The following is a 17,433-nucleotide window of genomic DNA, read 5'->3' on the forward strand; positions in this document are numbered from 1 at the left end:
GGTGGTTCTCCTACTCGGGTGTTTCGTCGAGCGCGTGACCGACGAGGGCCAGAAGGGTCTCGATCACCGAGATCCGGCGCCGCGCATCCATGATCATGACAGGTACGTGCGCGGGAACCGTGAGGGCCTCGCGGACGTCCCGCGGCTCGAACAGCTCGCTGCCGTCGAAGTGGTTGACCGCCACGAGGTACGGCAGTCCGCAGCTCTCGAAGTAGTCCAGCGCCGGGAAGCAGTCCTTCAGCCGGCGGGTGTCGGCCAGGACGACGGCGCCGATCGCGCCGCGCACCAGGTCGTCCCACATGAACCAGAACCGCTGCTGGCCCGGCGTGCCGAACAGGTAGAGCACCAGGTCGTCGTCGAGCGTGATGCGGCCGAAGTCCATGGCCACGGTGGTGGTCAGCTTGCCCGGTGTGGCACTGAGGTCGTCGGTGGCCTCGCTCGCCTCGGTCATCAGCGCCTCCGTCTGCAGGGGCGTGATCTCCGAGACGGCCGTGACCAGCGTCGTCTTGCCGACGCCGAAACCGCCCGCCACCACGATCTTGGTGGCGACGGGGGCCCGGGTGCGGTCGGTCTGCCAGGACTTCAGGTCCTCGTCGGTGTCCTCAAAGACGACGGAGTCCACTCAGCACCCTTTCCAGCAGAGCGCGGTCCGGGCGGCCGGTGCCGTGACCCGTTCCGGTGCCGTACACACGGATCTTTCCCTGGTCCGCGAGGTCGCTCAGCAGGACCCGGACCACGCCGAGCGGCATCTTCAGCAGCGCGGCGATCTCGGCCACCGTACGCATCCGGCGGCACAGTTCGACGATGGCCCGCAGCTCGGGCATGACCTGGGTGGCGAGCGACCCGTTCGTCAGTTCCCTGCGCTCCTCGGGGGCCTCCAGCGCCGCGACGAACGTCTCCACGAGCAGGACGTGGCCGAAGCGGGTACGGCCGCCCGTGAGCGAGTAGGGGCGGACCCGGGCGGGCTTGCGGTCGCCGCCGCGCACGGGAAGTTTCGACGTACCGCTCATCGGGCGCTCCCGGTGGACTGGGCCTGAAGTGACTGCCTCAGCTCCGAGCGCAGTTCGGGGGTGAGGACATGGCCGGCGCGGCCCACGAAGAGCGCCATGTGGTACGCCACCACGCTCATGTCGCACTCCGCCGAGCCGTGCACGCCGAGCAGGGAGCCGTCGCTGATCGACATCACGAAGAGGCTGCCCTCGTCCATCGCGACCATGGTGTGCTTCACCGGCCCGGACTCCATCAGCCGGGCGGCGCCGACGGTGAGGCTGCCGATGCCGGAGACGATGGTGGCGAGGTCGGCGGAGGATCCGCGCGGCCCCTTCACGCGTCCTGGCGCGCGGGACTCGGTGTTCCGGGCGGGATCCGAGGAGAGGAGCAGGAGGCCGTCGGAGGAGACCACGGCGACCGACTGGATGCCGGGTACCTCCTCGACCAGGTTGGTCAGCAGCCAGTGCAGGTTGCGGGCTTCACTGCTCAGTCCGAAGGTACTGGGCGCGGTCAACTACTTGCCTCCTCGACTGTGCCCCCCGTGGCTTCATCGGTACGTGCTGTGATCTCTGCCTCTACGTCGCGGTAGCCGGCCTGGGCACCCTGGCGGAAGCCGCCGAGCCTGCGGCGGAGCGCCTCGGCGTCCACCGTGCCGGTCCGCGGACGCGGGGCCCGCGTGGGCGCGGTGATGTTCGGCGTGCGCTTGGGGAGGCCCTTCGCGGTGACGGGCTCTTCCTCGGCGCGGGCGTGTTCCTCTTCGTGGTCCTGTGCGTGCGCGCGTTCTTCGTCGTGCGCGGGTGCGGGGGCGGGTGGCGCCTGGGGAGCCGGCCCGCCGTCGGCGGCGGCCTTGGGGTCGAGGTCCGGGAGCAGCAGCTCCATGGTCATCTCGGCGGGCCGCTCGGGCGACTCGTGTACGGGCTCCGGTGCGGCCGGTGCCTCCTGTACCGCCTTCTCGGCGAGCGCGACCAGGGGGTCGCCGTCCGTGGCTCGGCCGGGCAGGACGTTCGAGTTGGCCTCGGCGTAGGCGCCCGGCAGGGAGAAGCCTTGGGTGCCGCCCGGCACCGCGGGCACCGGGACGGCCGCCGCCGGGGGCTCGGCGAGCAGGGAGGCGGGGAGCACCACGACCGCCGCCAGCCCGCCCTGCTTGTGCTCGCGGAGCTGGACGCGGACGCCGTGCCGGTGGGCGAGGCGGGCCACGACGTACAGGCCGAGGCCGAGGCCGTCCTCGCCCTCCTGGTCGTAGGGGGACTCGGGGTCGAACCCGGCGAGGCGTGCGTTGAGGCGCTCCAGGCGCTCGCCGGCCAGGCCGATGCCCTCGTCCTGCACGGAGAGCATGACCTCGCCGCTCTCCAGCAGCCAGCCGGAGACCTCGACGGGCAGGTCCGGCGGGGAGAACGAGGAGGCGTTCTCCATGAGTTCGGCCAGCAGGTGGGAGAGGTCGTCGGCGGCGAAACCGGCCAGGTGGGCGTGCGGGGGCAGGGCCGCGATGCGGACACGTTCGTAGCGCTCGATCTCGCTGACCGCCGCCCGGACCACGTCGACCAGCGGGACCGGGCCGTGGTGCTGCTGGACGTGCTCGGTGCCGGCGAGGACCAGGAGGTTCTCGCTGTGGCGGCGCATGACGGTCGCGAAGTGGTCGAGCTTGAAGAGGGTGGCGAGGCGCTCGGGGTCCTGCTCGCGCTCCTCCAGGCCCTCGATGACCGCCAGCTGCCGCTCGACCAGGCCCAGGGTGCGCAACGCCAGGTTGACGAAGGTGCCGCCGATGCTGGTGCGCAGCCGCTCCAGCCGGGCGGCGGATCCGGCCAGCTCGGCCTGGAGCGCCTCGCGGGCGTCGGCCATCTTCTGCCGCTGGCCGACCAGGTGCTTGCGGTCGGTCTCCAGGGTGGTGACCCGCTCGTGCAGGGCGACGGCGTGCGCGTGCAGGGCGTTGACGGAGCGGACGACCTGGGCGAACTCGTCGTTGCGGCCGGTGAAGGTGATCGGCTCCTGGGTGGCCGGGTCCTCGGCCTCGGCCAGGCGGGCCGAGCCCCGGCGCAGGACGGACAGCGGTCGGGTGAGGCTGCGGGCCAGGGCGGTGGCGATGCCGACGGCCACGAGCATCAGGGCGCCGAGGACGGCGACCCGGATCTCCAGCGCGGTGACGTCGTCGTCGCGCAGCTTGGCGAGGTCCTTGGTGCGGTGGTCGTAGAGCGCGGACTCCGCTCCCCGCATCAGGTCGACCCGGGCGGACAGGGCCGCGTCCAGCTTCTTGGTGCTGGTGGCCAGTTCGCCGTCGGTCAGCGTGGGCCGGTCGGTGAGGGAGGCCAGGTACTTCTCGGCGGAGTTGACCTCGGGGCCGGTGACCGTGGAGTCGTAGGAGGCGACGGCCGTCTTCGGCGCGGTGTCGTGGAAGCCGGCGAGGGCGGCGTCGGCGCGCAGCCGGGCCTGCTGGGCGGCGGCGGTGAGGGCGTCGCGCTGCTTGCGGTCGGCCGCCGAGGTGGTGGTCGTCGTACTGGACAGGCCGGTGAACGGGTTGACCACGGTCCGGGTGCTGGAGGGCACGTTCAGGGCGGCCAGCAGCAGGCCGCGGGCGGCGGCGGACTGCTGGACGGCCGTGTCCAGCTCGGCGAGCGCGTAGGCGCCGGAACCGGCCCGTGGGGGCATCCGCTCGGCCAGGTCCTGGGCGAGCCGGTGCAGTTCGGTGATGGCGGCGGAGTAGGCCTGGTGGACCTGGAGCGCGGTGCTCTGGCCGGTGAGCGCGGAGCGTCGCAGGACCGCGATGCCGTCGAGGTCGGTGCGCAGGCCGCCGGGCAGGCCGGTCTCGGCGCGCAGGTCCTCGACCTGCCGGTCGACGCGGGCGCTGCGCTGCTCGGAGGGCGCCTTCTTCTCGGGGCGGCCGGCCGCGACGTAGGAGGTGACCTCGTCGCGCTCGTCGGCCAGGGAGTGGGCGAGGGCCAGGGCGTCCTGGGTCTGTCCGGCCAGGGTGACCAGGTCCTGGGAGTCGCTCAGGTCGGCGGAGGCGGAGAGCACGGACGGGGCTCCGGCCCCGGCCACGGCGGCGGCCACCACGGCGACGGCGACGATCAGCCGGTTGCGCACATGGGTGGGCCGGCCCGTGCCGACCGGGGTGCGCCCGGCGTCCTTGGCGACGGCCGTCTGCCTGCCTGTGCCCCGAGGCCGCTTCATCTGCACCGGTGCTCGCATTCCTGAACTCGACTAGCCAAGGGCCCGGGTGGCGCCCCGTCCTGTCGCGCCAAGTGGTGCGTACACCCGGTTCGTACGGTTCCCGACCCTCCCAGCGCCGGTGAGCGGCGGTCGCGCATCACCTGACCCGCCACCCGAAGGAGTGAACATCGGAGGGGAGTTGGCGGGCAAGTTCCTGTGGCGCTTGCGACACCCTTGACCGGTGGGCCGGTTGGACGCGCGCGGCAGGCTTTGGCAGGATTCGCCACCACGCATTCCCGGAGTGCTCCATTCCACCCCAAAACAGGCGCCTGACCTGGGCTGCCGCGTCAATTCCGCGACGCATGCCAGGCTTTGGCGAAGCTTGTGGAGGGGTCGTGCAGACTGGCCGAATGCATACGGAACTCGTTTCGGAACCCGGTGACGCCACCCGCCCCAACGAGGACTTCGCCGCTGTCGCGCTGCCCGCCTCCGGGCAGGGAGGGTGTGTGGTCGTCCTGGACGGGGTGACCCCGCCGAGCGGCGACACGGGCTGTCTGCATTCCGTCCCCTGGTTCACGGCCCGGCTCGGCGGCGCGTTGACCGAACTGAGCGTTTCCGGCGGAGATCTGACGCTCGCGGACGTCCTCTCCCGGGCGATCGCGCGCACCGCCGAGGCCCACGCGGACACCTGTGAGCTTTCTCACCCGCGTACGCCCCAGGCCACGGTCGCCCTGGCCCGCTGGTCCGCGGACACCGTCGAGTACCTGGTCCTGTCCGACTCCGCGCTCCTCGTGCGGTCCCCCGAGGGCACGGTCACCCCGGTGCTGGACGACCGTCTCGACCGGATCCCGCGCGCCTGGCTGGCCAGTGACGCGATCGCCGACGCCAGGGCCCGCAACAAGGAGGGCGGCTTCTTCACGGCCGCCGCCGACCCCGCCGTGGCCGCCCGCGCCGTCACCGGCGTCCTCCCCCGCCACCGGGTCCGCGCCCTGGCCGCGCTCACGGACGGCGCGACCCGGTGGAAGGAGAAGTTCCACGAGGGCGACTGGACGGCCCTGTTCGACGTGCTGCGCAAGGAGGGCGCGCAGGCGCTGGTCGACCGGGTGCGGGAGCTGGAGGAGGCGGACCGGCAGGAGCGGACGTTCCTGCGGCGGAGCAAGACGCACGACGACGCGACGGCGGTGCACGTGGAGCTGTGAGGCTCGCCCGGCCCGAGCCGCTTCGCCCTGGCGTCCGCCGGCCGGGCGGGTCCAGGCCGAGGCGGGCCCCTTCCCTACTTCTCCATGACGCCGTTCAGCTCGTGCAGCAGCCGGGCCAGTTCCGAGACCTCGCGCCGGTCCCAGTGCGCGAGCTGGCTGACGTACCGGGCCCGACGGGCCTCGCGGACCCGGCCCACCCGGGTGTGGCCCTCCTCGGTCAGGGCCACCAGCCAGGCCCGTCCGTCGGCCGGGTCCGGCTCCCGGGCGACCAGCCCCAGCTCCTCCAGGGCACGCAGCTGGCGGGACATGGTGGCCTTGCCGACGCCGATGTAGGCGGCGAGCGCGGTGGCACGCTGGCGGCCGCACTCGTCGAGGCGGACGAGCAGGCCGTACGCGGCGGACTCCAGGTCGGGGTGGACCTCGCGGGCCATCTCCCCCTGGCTGGCCCGGGCACGCCGCAGCAGCACGGTCAGCTCCCGCTCCAGGGCCAGGAATTCCCGGTCCGCGCCACTGGGCGTCACCTCGGCGGCGACACCCTGTCCGTCGCCGTTCGCGTCCTCGTGCACGTCAGCACCCCTGATCGGTTTCGCGGTCCGGAAAATCTCTGCCAAACGCCGCGACAGCGGCAGCCCCGTAAGTATTTCGCAGGCGTGGACCACCTGCGGCCTCCGGTCCCCCGGCCGGTCGCACCGCGGCAGGTGAACCGGTCGCACCGCGGCAGGCGAAGAGGACCCGGGCCCCTCGTGGGACCCGGGTCCTCCCTCATCCGGCGGCGTCCGTCACGCCGCCGCCGGAACCTCGGGCCGCGCGCCGTTCGTGGCGGGCGCGAGGGCCAGTTCCAGCACCTGGCGGACGTCCGTGACGGCGTGGACGTCGAGCTTGTCCAGCACCTCGGCGGGGACGTCGTCCAGGTCGGGCTCGTTGCGCTTGGGGATGATGACGGTCTTCACCCCGGCCCGGTGCGCGGCCAGGAGCTTCTGCTTGACGCCGCCGATGGGCAGGACCCGGCCGGTCAGCGACACCTCGCCGGTCATCGCGACGTCCGTGCGCACCAGACGGCCGCTGAGCAGCGACGCCAGGGCGGTGGTCATCGTGATGCCCGCGCTCGGGCCGTCCTTGGGGACCGCGCCCGCCGGGAAGTGGATGTGCACGCCCCGGTCCTTCAGGTCGGCCACCGGGAGTTCGAGTTCGGCGCCGTGGCTGCGCAGGAAGCTCAGGGCGATCTGCGCGGACTCCTTCATCACGTCGCCGAGCTGGCCGGTGAGGGTCAGGCCCGCGGCGCCCGTCTCCGGGTCGGCCAGGGACGCCTCGACGAACAGGACGTCCCCGCCGGCGCCCGTCACCGCGAGGCCCGTCGCCACGCCGGGGACGGCGGTGCGGCGCTCCGCCGGGTCCTGCGCGGACTCGGGCACGTGGTGCGGCCGTCCGATCAGATCGCGCAGATCGCCGTCCGTGACCGTGAACGGCAGCTCCCGCTCGCCCAGTTCGTGCTCGGCCGCGACCTTGCGCAGCAGCCGGGCGACGGACCGCTCCAGGTTGCGGACGCCGGCCTCGCGCGTGTACTCGCCGGCGAGCTTGCGCAGCGCGCCCTCGTCGATCGCGACCTCGTCCGCCCGCAGTCCCGCGCGCTCCAGCTGGCGCGGCAGCAGGTGGTCGCGGGCGATGACGATCTTCTCGTCCTCGGTGTAGCCGTCCAGGCGGACCAGTTCCATGCGGTCGAGCAGGGCCTCCGGGATGGCCTCCAGGACGTTGGCGGTCGCCAGGAAGACGACGTCCGACAGGTCCAGCTCCACCTCCAGGTAGTGGTCCCGGAAGGTGTGGTTCTGGGCCGGGTCCAGGACCTCCAGCAGGGCGGCGGCCGGGTCGCCGCGGAAGTCGGAGCCCACCTTGTCGATCTCGTCGAGCAGGACCACCGGGTTCATCGACCCGGCTTCCTTGACGGCGCGCACGATACGGCCGGGCAGCGCGCCGACGTAGGTGCGCCGGTGGCCGCGGATCTCGGCCTCGTCCCGTACGCCGCCGAGGGCGACGCGGACGAACTTGCGGCCCATGGCGTGGGCGACGGACTCGCCGAGCGAGGTCTTGCCGACGCCGGGCGGGCCGACGAGGGCCAGGACGGCACCGCCGCGACGGCCGCCCACGACACCGAGGCCGCGGTCGCTGCGGCGCTTGCGCACCGCCAGGTACTCGGTGATCCGCTCCTTCACGTCCTCCAGCCCGGCGTGCTCCGCGTCGAGGACCGACTTGGCGCCCTGGATGTCGTAGGCGTCCTCGGTGCGGGTGTTCCACGGGAGTTCGAGCACCGTGTCCAGCCAGGTGCGGATCCAGGAACCCTCGGGCGACTGGTCGCTGGAGCGTTCGAGCTTGTCGACCTCCTTGAGCGCCGCCTCCCGCACGTGCTCCGGCAGGTCGGCGGCCTCGACGCGGGCGCGGTAGTCGTCGGACTCCTCGGCCGAGTCCTTGGAGTCGCCGTTCAGCTCGCGCAGCTCCTTGCGGACGGCCTCCAGCTGACGGCGCAGCAGGAACTCGCGCTGCTGCTTGTCGACGCCCTCCTGGACGTCCTTGGCGATGGTCTCGGCGACGTCCTGCTCGGCGAGGTGGTCGCGCAGGTGCTGGGTGGCCGTCTTGAGGCGCGCGACCGGGTCGGCGGTCTCCAGCAGTTCGACCTTCTGGTCGGTGGTCAGGAACGGCGAGTAACCGGAGTTGTCGGCCAGGGCGGACACCTCGTCGATGGCCTGCACCCGGTCGACGACCTGCCAGGCTCCGCGCTTGCGCAGCCAGGCGGTGGCGAGGGCCTTGTACTCCTTGACCAGTTCGGTGACGTGACCGGGCAGCGGCTCGGGCACGCTCTCGTCGATCCGCGTGCCCTCGACCCACAGCGCGGCGCCCGGGCCGGTGGTGCCGGCGCCGATCCGCACCCGGCTCCGGCCGCGGATCAGGGCACCCGGGTCGCCGTCGGCCAGACGGCCGACCTGCTCGACCGTGCCCAGCACACCGGTCTTGGCGTACGTGCCGTCGACGCGTGGCACCAGCAGCACCTTGGGCTTGCCGGGTTCCGAGCGGGCGGCGGCCTGCGCGGCCTCCACCGCGGCCCGTACCTCGGCATCGTTCAGGTCCAGCGGAACCACCATGCCGGGCAGCACGACCTCGTCGTCGAGCGGCAGCACGGGCAGTACGAGCGTGAACGCCGTGGACTCAGCAGCCATGATCTCCCCTTAGGCAGTCAACTTGAGCTATGCCGACTCAATGCTGATGAGCCATTGATTGTTCCCCAAGGGGTGTTCGCTGTGAGCGATCAGTGGGTGGGCGGCGGCCCGATGCCGTCACCCGGCCGGAAAAACAGTTGAGCGGCACGGATGCATTCCGGAAGCCTTCGCGCGTGACAGACACAGGCACCGACACCGACACCGCCGCGCTGCTCGCCGCCTACGACCGCCAGATGCGCGGTGTGGCGCCGTCCCTGGCGGCCGGGGTCAGGCTCGAACACGACGGCTCGCTGCGCCGGATCGTCGGGGAGTTCCGCGGGCTGGTGACGACGCCCCGCGACACGGGGCTGCGCGGGGCCGAGTTGGACGCGCTGATCGCCCGTCAGCGCGACTACTTCGCGGCGCGCGGGGAGGCGGTGGAGTGGAAGACGCGCGGCCACGACCTACCGGGCGACCTCACCGACCGGCTGCGCGCGGCGGGCTTCGTACCCGAACCGCAGGAGACGGTACTGGTCGCTCCCGTCGCGGAACTGGCCGTACGGCAGCCCGAACTGCCCGGCGGGGTCACGCTGCGCCGGGTCACCGCCGACGCGGACATGCACCGGATCGCCGCCCTGGAGACGGCCGTCTGGGGCGAGGACATGAGCTGGATCGGCGAGCATCTCGTCGGGCGCCGGACGGCGGCCCCGGACGACCTCTCCGTGCATGTCGCCGAGGCAGACGGCGAGGTCGTCTGCGCGGCCTGGCTGTCCTTCCGGCCGACCACCGAGTTCGCCGGTCTGCTGGGCGGCTCGACGCTGCCCGCATGGCGCGGCAAGGGCCTCTACCGCGCCCTGGTCGCCACCCGCGCCGCCCTGGCCGCCGCCCGGGGTGTCCGGTACCTGCACGTCGACGCCTCGGCGGACAGCGCGCCGATCCTGCGCCGGATGGGCTTTCGCGCGATCACCACGACCACGCCGTACGTGTGGTCACCCCCGGGCGAGGGCGGCCGGGAGGGAGACCGGAAGGAAGACCGGCGGGGGAATGGCTGAGCGGGACTACGCCGGCGTCGGATTCATGGTGCGGTGCCAGCGGCGGATCACCGGCCAGGCGGCGATGCCGATCGTCAGGGAGATCACGTGTCCCCAGTTGGTCAGCGGGTCCTCGAGCGTGACCAGGTCCTCGACGAGGGTGCCGGCGACCAGGGCGAGCAGGGGCCAGCGCAGCCACGGGGTGAGCAGTCCGGCCAGCGCCCCGGTACTGGCGGCCACGCCGAAGCTGATGCCGTAGTCGAGGCGGTGCAGGGAGGTTTCGGGAAGGCCGCCGACGAGCACCGCGAGACCGACCGGCCCCTCGGTCGCGAGGGTGGCCACGACGTGCCCGGAGAGGAAGACGCAGGCCGCGCGGGCCCCGCCTATCCGCCGCTCCAGGGCGGTCAGGACGAGCACGAACCCGATGGCGTAAGGCGAAAGGATTCCGCCCGCGATCCACAGCGCGCTCGCCAGCAGCACCAGGACCGGTGTGCGCAGCAGATGGGCGACATCGGTGCTGGAGTCCTGGTACAGGGCGTTCACCAGGGCCGGGTCGGCGTAGCTGGAGAACAGCGAGGTGACGGCGAGGAGGGCCGCGTAGGCGAAGGTGAACGGGGTACCGGTGGGGCTGGGCAGCAGCCGCCAGGGCCGCGGCCGGACGGAGGAGCGCCGGGGTCCGGCCGTCTCGCTCGCCGCCGGGCAGCCCGGTGCCGGAGCCGGTGCCGTGGCCTCGCGCTGGCGCGGCATGCCGTCCAGCAGGCGGGCCGGCTCCAGGGGGACGCCCGGGGGCGGGGACGTGGCCGTCGCGGGGCCCGTCACGGTCCGTTCCACGGTGAGGCGCTCCTTCCGTTCGGCCCCACCTTTCGGGTCGCGGGCGCCGCTGTCTATGACCGACGCCACCCGAGAGCGGATTCACAGCAACCTCTCATACGGCTCTTGCGTCCCGCTCGGGTCCGTCGAGACCAACTATGCGCCCCACGACGGTAATTCCCGTGCCCGCGCTGCCCGGTTCGAGCAGGATGACCCCCATGACTGCCGGGTACGACATTCCTGAGGTCCTGGACCGTCGCGAGGGTCCGTACGGTGAAGTGGTGCTGCGCAGGCACGGCGAGCTGCTGCAGATCATCGCGAACGGCTGTTTCCTGATGGACACCTCCGACGGACGCTCGGAGCGGCTGCTGGTGGACGCGGCCCGGGCGGCGCTGGACGGGCGGCCGGAGCCGGAGGTGCTGATCGGCGGGCTGGGCGTGGGCTTCTCGCTGGCGCACGCGGCGGCGGACGGCCGCTGGGGACGGATCGTGGTGGTCGAGCGGGAGCCGGCGGTCGTCGACTGGCACCGCGGCGGCCCGCTGGCGGCTCTGACGGCCGGCGCCCTCGCCGACCCGCGCACGAGGATCGTCGAAGCGGACCTCGTGGCCTACGTCCATGAGACATCCGACACGTACGACGCCCTGTGCCTGGACATCGACAACGGGCCGGGCTGGACCGTGACCGAGGACAACGACGGGCTCTACTCGCCGGCCGGACTGGCGGCCTGCGCAAGGGTGTTGAGACCGGGAGGTGTACTGGCCGTGTGGTCCGCCGAGCCCTCTCCGGAATTTGAAGGTAGCTTGCGGAATGCCGGGTTCCGGCAGGTGCGTACCGAAGAGGTGCCCGTTGCCCGGGGCGTTCCGGACGCCGTGCACCTCGCCGTACGACCTGGATAGCGGGGGCGCCACCCCTCCCCGTAATGTGCTTCCCTGACGCAGATCATTCAAGCGTCAATCGCAACCATGCGCAGACCGAGGAACCACCCCACTGGTTCCGGAAAGCACACTCAGGGGCGGGCGATGGAGCAGACACACACCTCCCACAACGGCGCGGCGACGGCCACGCCCGGCGCACAGCGCCGGGTCCTGGTCGTCGAGGACGATCCGACGATCGTCGACGCCATCGCGGCCCGGCTGCGCGCCGAAGGGTTCCTCGTGCAGACCGCGGGCGACGGCCCGGCCGCCGTCGACACCGCCGAGGCCTGGCAGCCCGACCTGCTGATCCTCGACATCATGCTGCCGGGCTTCGACGGTCTGGAGGTCTGCCGTCGCGTGCAGGCCCAGCGGCCGGTGCCGGTACTGATGCTCACGGCGCGGGACGACGAGACCGACATGCTGGTCGGGCTCGGGGTCGGCGCCGACGACTACATGACCAAGCCGTTCTCCATGCGGGAGCTGGCGGCCCGGGTGCATGTGCTGCTGCGCCGCGTGGAGCGGGCGGCGATCGCCGCGTCCACGCCGCGCTCGGGCATCCTGCGCCTGGGCGAGCTGGAGATCGACCACGCGCAGCGCCGGGTGCGGGTGCGCTCCGAGGACGTCCATCTGACGCCGACGGAGTTCGACCTGCTGGTCTGCCTGGCGAACACCCCGCGCGCGGTGCTCTCCCGGGAGCAGCTGCTGGCCGAGGTGTGGGACTGGGCGGACGCCTCCGGGACCCGCACCGTCGACAGCCACATCAAGGCACTGCGCCGGAAGATCGGCGCCGAGCGGATCCGCACGGTGCACGGTGTGGGCTACGCGCTGGAGACACCGACGCCATGAGCGAGGGGCGGACGGCCGCGCGGAGGAGCCCCGGGGAGGAGCCCTGGGGTGGCGTACGCCCGTTCTCGATCAAGACCAAACTGGGTGCGCTGGTCGTCATCTCGGTGCTGATCACCACCGGTCTGTCGATGATCGCGGTGCACACCAAGACGGAGCTGCGCTTCATCACGGTCTTCTCGATGATCGCCACACTGCTGATAACGCAGTTCGTGGCCCATTCGCTCACCGCGCCGCTCGACGAGATGAACACGGTGGCCCGGTCCATCTCGCACGGCGACTACACCCGCCGGGTGCACGAGAACCGCCGGGACGAGCTGGGCAACCTGGCCCAGACGATCAATGTCATGGCCGACGAGCTGGAGGCCCAGGACCGCCAGCGCAAGGAGTTGGTGGCGAACGTCTCGCACGAGCTGCGCACCCCCATCGCGGGTCTGCGCGCGGTGCTGGAGAACGTCGTGGACGGCATCGCCGAGCCGGACACCGAGACCATGCGCACGGCGCTGAAGCAGACCGAGCGGCTCGGCCGGCTGGTGGAGACCCTGCTGGACCTGTCCCGCCTGGACAACGGCGTCGTACCGCTGCGCCAGCGTCGCTTCGAGGTGTGGCCGTACCTCTCGGGCGTCCTCAAGGAGGCCCAGATGGTGTCCTCCGCGCGCGCGGGCCTCGCCTCGGGCTCCGGCAGCCACACCCGTACGGACGTCCATCTGCACCTGGACGTCTCGCCGCCCGAGCTGACCGCACACGCGGACCCCGAGCGCATCCACCAGGTCATGGCGAACCTCATCGACAACGCGGTCAAGCACAGCCCGCCGCACGGGCGGGTCACCGTGAAGGCGCGGCGCGGGCCGCTGCCTCAGTCGCTGGAGCTGGAGGTCCTGGACGAGGGCCCCGGTATTCCCAGGTCGGAGTGGCGCCGGGTGTTCGAGCGCTTCAACCGGGGGGCGGTCAGCCGGCCGCACGGGCCCGGCAGCGACGGCGGCACGGGGCTGGGTCTGGCGATCGCCCGGTGGGCGGTGGATCTGCACGGCGGCCGGATCGGTGTGGCCGAATCCGACCGGGGTTGCAGGATCATCGTCACCCTCCCGGGACTGTCTTCCGTGCCAAATTGACGTAAAGTTCGAACCGGAGCCACAAGATCCACGGCCGTCCGCGCAGGCGGGCACGTGTGATCAGGGACAGGCCCGGGACGCCGTCGCGCCGGGCCCCGGTCGGCGCACCCTCTCACTCGCCTTCATGTGCGGAACCACGCTTGTTTCCCGCCATATCAAGCCCCGAAACACACTTTCCGATGTGACTTACGCGACGATGAACGGGCCCGACCTGACCTTCGCGGTCTTGGAGGCGTAGCCTTTATTCCCGCTGTCCATCACCTTGTGAAGCGGAAGAGGGCGGTTGCCGCCGTGTCGCCACAGTCCCCCAGTAACTCGAGCATCTCGACCGATGACCAAGCCGGGAAGAACCCCGCTGCCGCGTTCGGTCCCAACGAGTGGCTCGTCGACGAGATCTATCAGCAGTACCTCCAGGACCCGAATTCGGTAGACCGAGCCTGGTGGGACTTCTTCGCCGACTACAAGCCCGGGGCGCCCGCCGCCCCGTCGGCTCCGGCGGGTACTGCGGCCGCGGGGGCCGCAGGGACCACCACCCCGGCCGCCCAGGCCCAGCCGGCCGCGCCCGCGGCCCCGGCGGCTCCGGCCGCCCCCGCGGCGCCCCAGGCCGCCGCCCCGGCGCCCGCTCCGGCCGCCCCCGCGGCTCCCGCGCCCGCGAAGGCCGCGCCCGCCAGGCCCGCGCAGCCGGCCGCCGCCCAGCCGAAGGCCCCGGCCAAGCCCGAGCCCGCCGGCGAGGCGAAGGAGGGCCCTGAGCTGATCACGCTGCGCGGCCCGGCCGCCGCCGTGGTGAAGAACATGAACGCCTCGCTGGAGCTGCCGACCGCCACCTCGGTCCGCGCGGTCCCGGTGAAGCTGCTGTTCGACAACCGCATCGTCATCAACAACCACCTCAAGCGCGCCCGGGGCGGGAAGATCTCCTTCACGCACCTGATCGGCTTCGCGATGGTGCAGGCCATCAAGGCCATGCCGTCGATGAACTGGTCGTTCGGCGAGAAGGACGGCAAGCCGACCCTCGTCAAGCCGCCGCACGTCAACCTCGGCCTCGCCATCGACCTGGTCAAGCCCAACGGTGACCGCCAGCTGGTCGTCGCGGCCATCAAGAAGGCCGAGACGCTGAACTTCTTCGAGTTCTGGCAGGCCTACGAGGACATCGTCCGCCGCGCCCGCGACGGCAAGCTGACGATGGACGACTTCACCGGCGTCACGGTCTCCCTGACCAACCCCGGCGGCCTCGGCACCGTCCACTCCGTGCCGCGCCTGATGCCCGGCCAGTCGGTGATCATGGGCGTCGGCTCCATGGACTACCCGGCGGAGTTCCAGGGCACCAGCCAGGACACCCTGAACAAGCTCGGCATCTCCAAGGTCATGACGCTCACGTCGACCTACGACCACCGGGTCATCCAGGGCGCCGCCTCCGGCGAGTTCCTGCGCCAGGTCGCGAACCTGCTGCTCGGCGAGAACGGCTTCTACGACGCCATCTTCGAGGCCCTGCGCATCCCCTACGAGCCGGTCCGCTGGCTCAAGGACATCGACGCCTCGCACGACGACGACGTCACCAAGGCCGCCCGGGTCTTCGAGCTGATCCACTCCTACCGGGTCCGCGGCCACGTCATGGCCGACACCGACCCGCTGGAGTACCAGCAGCGCAAGCACCCCGACCTGGACATCACCGAGCACGGCCTCACCCTGTGGGACCTGGAGCGCGAGTTCGCCGTCGGCGGCTTCGCCGGCAAGTCGATGATGAAGCTGCGCGACATCCTCGGCGTGCTGCGCGACTCGTACTGCCGCACCACCGGCATCGAGTTCATGCACATCCAGGACCCCAAGCAGCGCAAGTGGATCCAGGACCGCATCGAGCGCCCGCACACCAAGCCGGAGCGCGAGGAGCAGCTGCGCATCCTGCGCCGGCTGAACGCGGCGGAGGCCTTCGAGACCTTCCTGCAGACGAAGTACGTCGGCCAGAAGCGCTTCTCCCTGGAGGGCGGCGAGTCCGTCATCCCGCTGCTGGACGCGGTCCTCGACAGCGCGGCCGAGTCCCGTCTCGACGAGGTCGTCATCGGCATGGCCCACCGCGGCCGGCTGAACGTGCTCGCGAACATCGTCGGCAAGTCGTACGCGCAGATCTTCCGCGAGTTCGAGGGCAACCTCGACCCGAAGTCGATGCACGGCTCCGGCGACGTGAAGTACCACCTGGGCGCCCAGGGCACCTTCACCGGCCTGGACGGCGAGCAGATCACCGTCTCGCTGGCCGCGAACCCCTCCCACCTGGAGACCGTCGACCCGGTCATCGAGGGCATCGCCCGCGCCAAGCAGGACATCATCAACAAGGGCGGCACGGACTTCACCGTCCTGCCGGTCGCCCTGCACGGTGACGCGGCCTTCGCGGGCCAGGGCGTGGTGGCCGAGACCCTGAACATGTCGCAGCTGCGCGGCTACCGCACCGGCGGCACGGTCCACATCGTCATCAACAACCAGGTCGGCTTCACCGCCGCCCCGGAGTCGTCCCGCTCGTCGATGTACGCGACGGACGTGGCGCGGATGATCGAGGCCCCGATCTTCCACGTGAACGGCGACGACCCCGAGGCCGTCGTCCGGGTCGCGCGGCTGGCCTTCGAGTTCCGCCAGGCGTTCAACAAGGACGTGGTGATCGACCTCATCTGCTACCGCCGCCGCGGTCACAACGAGTCCGACAACCCGGCCTTCACCCAGCCGCTGATGTACGACCTGATCGACAAGAAGCGCTCGGTGCGCAAGCTCTACACCGAGTCCCTGATCGGTCGCGGCGACATCACCCTGGAAGAGGCCGAGCAGGCCCTGCAGGACTACCAGGGCCAGCTGGAGAAGGTCTTCACGGAGGTCCGCGAGGCCACCTCGCAGCCGGCCGCCGCCGACACCCAGCAGCCGCAGGACGGGTTCCCGATCGCGGTGCCCACGGCGATCTCCGCCGAGGTCGTCAAGCGCATCGCCGAGTCCCAGGTCAACATCCCCGACCACTTCACCGTCCACCCGCGTCTGCTGCCGCAGCTGCAGCGCCGGGCGACGATGGTCGAGGACGGCACGATCGACTGGGGCATGGGCGAGACCCTCGCGATCGGCTCGCTGCTCCTGGAGGGCACGCCGGTCCGGCTGTCCGGCCAGGACTCCCAGCGCGGCACCTTCGGCCAGCGCCACGCGGTGCTGATCGACCGCGAGACGGGTGCGGACTACACCCCGCTGCTCTACCTGTCCGAGGACCAGGCCCGCTACAACGTCTACAACTCGCTGCTGTCCGAGTACGCGGTCATGGGCTTCGAGTACGGCTACTCGCTGGCCCGTCCCGACGCGCTCGTGATGTGGGAGGCGCAGTTCGGCGACTTCGTCAACGGCGCGCAGTCGGTCGTCGACGAGTACATCTCGGCGGCGGAGCAGAAGTGGGGCCAGACGTCCGGCGTCACCCTGCTGCTCCCGCACGGCTACGAGGGCCAGGGCCCGGACCACTCCTCGGCCCGGGTCGAGCGCTTCCTGCAGCTGTGCGCCCAGAACAACATGACGGTCGCCATGCCGACGCTGCCGTCGAACTACTTCCACCTGCTGCGGTGGCAGGTGCACAACCCGCACCACAAGCCGCTGGTCGTCTTCACCCCGAAGTCGATGCTGCGTCTGAAGGCCGCCGCGTCGAAGACGGAGGAGTTCACGTCGGGTCAGTTCCGTCCGGTCATCGGCGACGCGTCGGTGGACCCGGCGGCGGTCCGGAAGGTCGTCTTCTGCGCCGGCAAGGTCTACTACGACCTGGAGGGCGAGCGGCAGAAGCGCGGCGTCACGGACACGGCGATCATCCGCGTGGAGCGGCTCTACCCGCTGCCGGGTGCCGAGCTGCAGGCGGAGGTCAACAAGTACCCCAACGCCGAGAAGTACCTGTGGGTCCAGGAGGAGCCGGCCAACCAGGGTGCCTGGCCGTTCATCGCCCTGAACCTGATCGACCACCTCGACCTGGCCGTCGGCGCGGACGTCCCGCACGGCGAGCGCCTGCGCCGTATCTCGCGGCCGCACAGCTCGTCCCCGGCGGTGGGTTCCGCGAAGCGGCACCAGGCCGAGCAGGAGCAGCTGGTGCGTGAGGTGTTCGAGGCGTAGGCCCCGGCCGCACGGACCGCACGGCACGACAGAAGGGCCCGGCCCCGAGTTCACGACTCGGGGCCGGGCCCTTCTCTCCGGTGTGCCGCCGCCAGCGT

At 71.7% G+C, this 17,433-nt stretch carries 13 protein-coding genes; 6 read left to right on the plus strand and 7 right to left on the minus strand.

Annotation, left to right across the window (positions count from 1 at the left end):
• Positions 1–10: 10 nt before the first annotated feature.
• From ACFYMM_RS00245 to ACFYMM_RS00260, 4 genes are read right to left on the minus strand one after another with little or no spacing between them, the layout of a single operon-like run.
• Positions 11–622, minus strand: coding sequence for an ATP/GTP-binding protein (locus ACFYMM_RS00245; protein WP_388382216.1), 612 nt, complete (start codon positions 620–622; stop codon positions 11–13).
• Entirely contained in the window at positions 603–1,010 is a 408-nt protein-coding gene (locus ACFYMM_RS00250; protein ID WP_388382218.1) for a DUF742 domain-containing protein, read from the minus strand. Before ACFYMM_RS00250 ends, ACFYMM_RS00245 begins: the two co-directional genes overlap by 20 nt.
• Complete coding sequence (locus tag ACFYMM_RS00255) at positions 1,007–1,504, minus strand: roadblock/LC7 domain-containing protein (RefSeq protein WP_388382220.1); 498 nt, start codon at positions 1,502–1,504, stop codon at positions 1,007–1,009. The genes ACFYMM_RS00250 and ACFYMM_RS00255 overlap by 4 nt, the downstream gene beginning before the upstream one ends.
• Positions 1,501–4,173 (minus strand): nitrate- and nitrite sensing domain-containing protein, encoded by a 2,673-nt coding sequence (locus ACFYMM_RS00260; RefSeq protein WP_388382222.1) that lies wholly within the window; start codon positions 4,171–4,173, stop codon positions 1,501–1,503. Before ACFYMM_RS00260 ends, ACFYMM_RS00255 begins: the two co-directional genes overlap by 4 nt.
• Before the next feature lie 371 nt (positions 4,174–4,544).
• Between ACFYMM_RS00260 and ACFYMM_RS00265 the strand changes: the two genes are divergently transcribed.
• Positions 4,545–5,333, plus strand: coding sequence for a protein phosphatase 2C domain-containing protein (locus tag ACFYMM_RS00265; RefSeq protein ID WP_388382224.1), 789 nt, complete (start codon positions 4,545–4,547; stop codon positions 5,331–5,333).
• 74 nt (positions 5,334–5,407) lie between these two features.
• Here ACFYMM_RS00265 and ACFYMM_RS00270 read toward each other — a convergent pair whose 3' ends face one another.
• The gene (locus tag ACFYMM_RS00270) at positions 5,408–5,899 is read right to left on the minus strand and encodes a MarR family winged helix-turn-helix transcriptional regulator (RefSeq protein WP_388382227.1); all 492 of its coding nucleotides are present in this window, start codon (positions 5,897–5,899) and stop codon (positions 5,408–5,410) included.
• A gap of 213 nt (positions 5,900–6,112) precedes the next feature.
• Positions 6,113–8,539 (minus strand): endopeptidase La, encoded by a 2,427-nt coding sequence (gene lon, locus ACFYMM_RS00275; protein WP_388382229.1) that lies wholly within the window; start codon positions 8,537–8,539, stop codon positions 6,113–6,115.
• A gap of 233 nt (positions 8,540–8,772) precedes the next feature.
• On the opposite strand from lon, the gene ACFYMM_RS00280 reads away from it, so the two are divergent.
• On the plus strand, positions 8,773–9,570 hold the full coding sequence (locus ACFYMM_RS00280; RefSeq protein ID WP_388383270.1) for a GNAT family N-acetyltransferase: 798 nt from the start codon (positions 8,773–8,775) through the stop codon (positions 9,568–9,570).
• Between the two features lie 6 nt (positions 9,571–9,576).
• Here the strand turns inward: ACFYMM_RS00280 and ACFYMM_RS00285 are convergent, their stop codons facing one another.
• Entirely contained in the window at positions 9,577–10,380 is an 804-nt protein-coding gene (locus tag ACFYMM_RS00285) for a rhomboid-like protein (RefSeq protein WP_388382231.1), read from the minus strand.
• Positions 10,381–10,577: 197 nt separating this feature from the next.
• On the opposite strand from ACFYMM_RS00285, the gene ACFYMM_RS00290 reads away from it, so the two are divergent.
• From ACFYMM_RS00290 to ACFYMM_RS00305, 4 genes are all read left to right on the plus strand, one after another.
• Positions 10,578–11,255 carry a spermidine synthase gene (locus ACFYMM_RS00290; protein ID WP_388382233.1) on the plus strand — a complete coding sequence of 226 codons (678 nt, stop codon included), beginning with the start codon at positions 10,578–10,580 and terminating at the stop codon, positions 11,253–11,255.
• Positions 11,256–11,378: 123 nt separating this feature from the next.
• A complete protein-coding gene (locus ACFYMM_RS00295) occupies positions 11,379–12,119 on the plus strand; it encodes a response regulator transcription factor (RefSeq protein WP_388382235.1) in 741 nt (246 codons plus the stop codon).
• Entirely contained in the window at positions 12,116–13,228 is a 1,113-nt protein-coding gene (locus ACFYMM_RS00300; RefSeq protein WP_388382237.1) for an ATP-binding protein, read from the plus strand. The genes ACFYMM_RS00295 and ACFYMM_RS00300 overlap by 4 nt, the downstream gene beginning before the upstream one ends.
• A 291-nt stretch (positions 13,229–13,519) precedes the next feature.
• Entirely contained in the window at positions 13,520–17,335 is a 3,816-nt protein-coding gene (locus ACFYMM_RS00305) for a multifunctional oxoglutarate decarboxylase/oxoglutarate dehydrogenase thiamine pyrophosphate-binding subunit/dihydrolipoyllysine-residue succinyltransferase subunit (protein WP_388382239.1), read from the plus strand.
• The last annotated feature ends 98 nt before the right edge of the window (positions 17,336–17,433 follow it).

The sequence above is a fragment of the Streptomyces sp. NPDC006739 genome, assembly GCF_042869815.1.
In the GTDB taxonomy this organism is placed as follows: domain Bacteria; phylum Actinomycetota; class Actinomycetes; order Streptomycetales; family Streptomycetaceae; genus Streptomyces.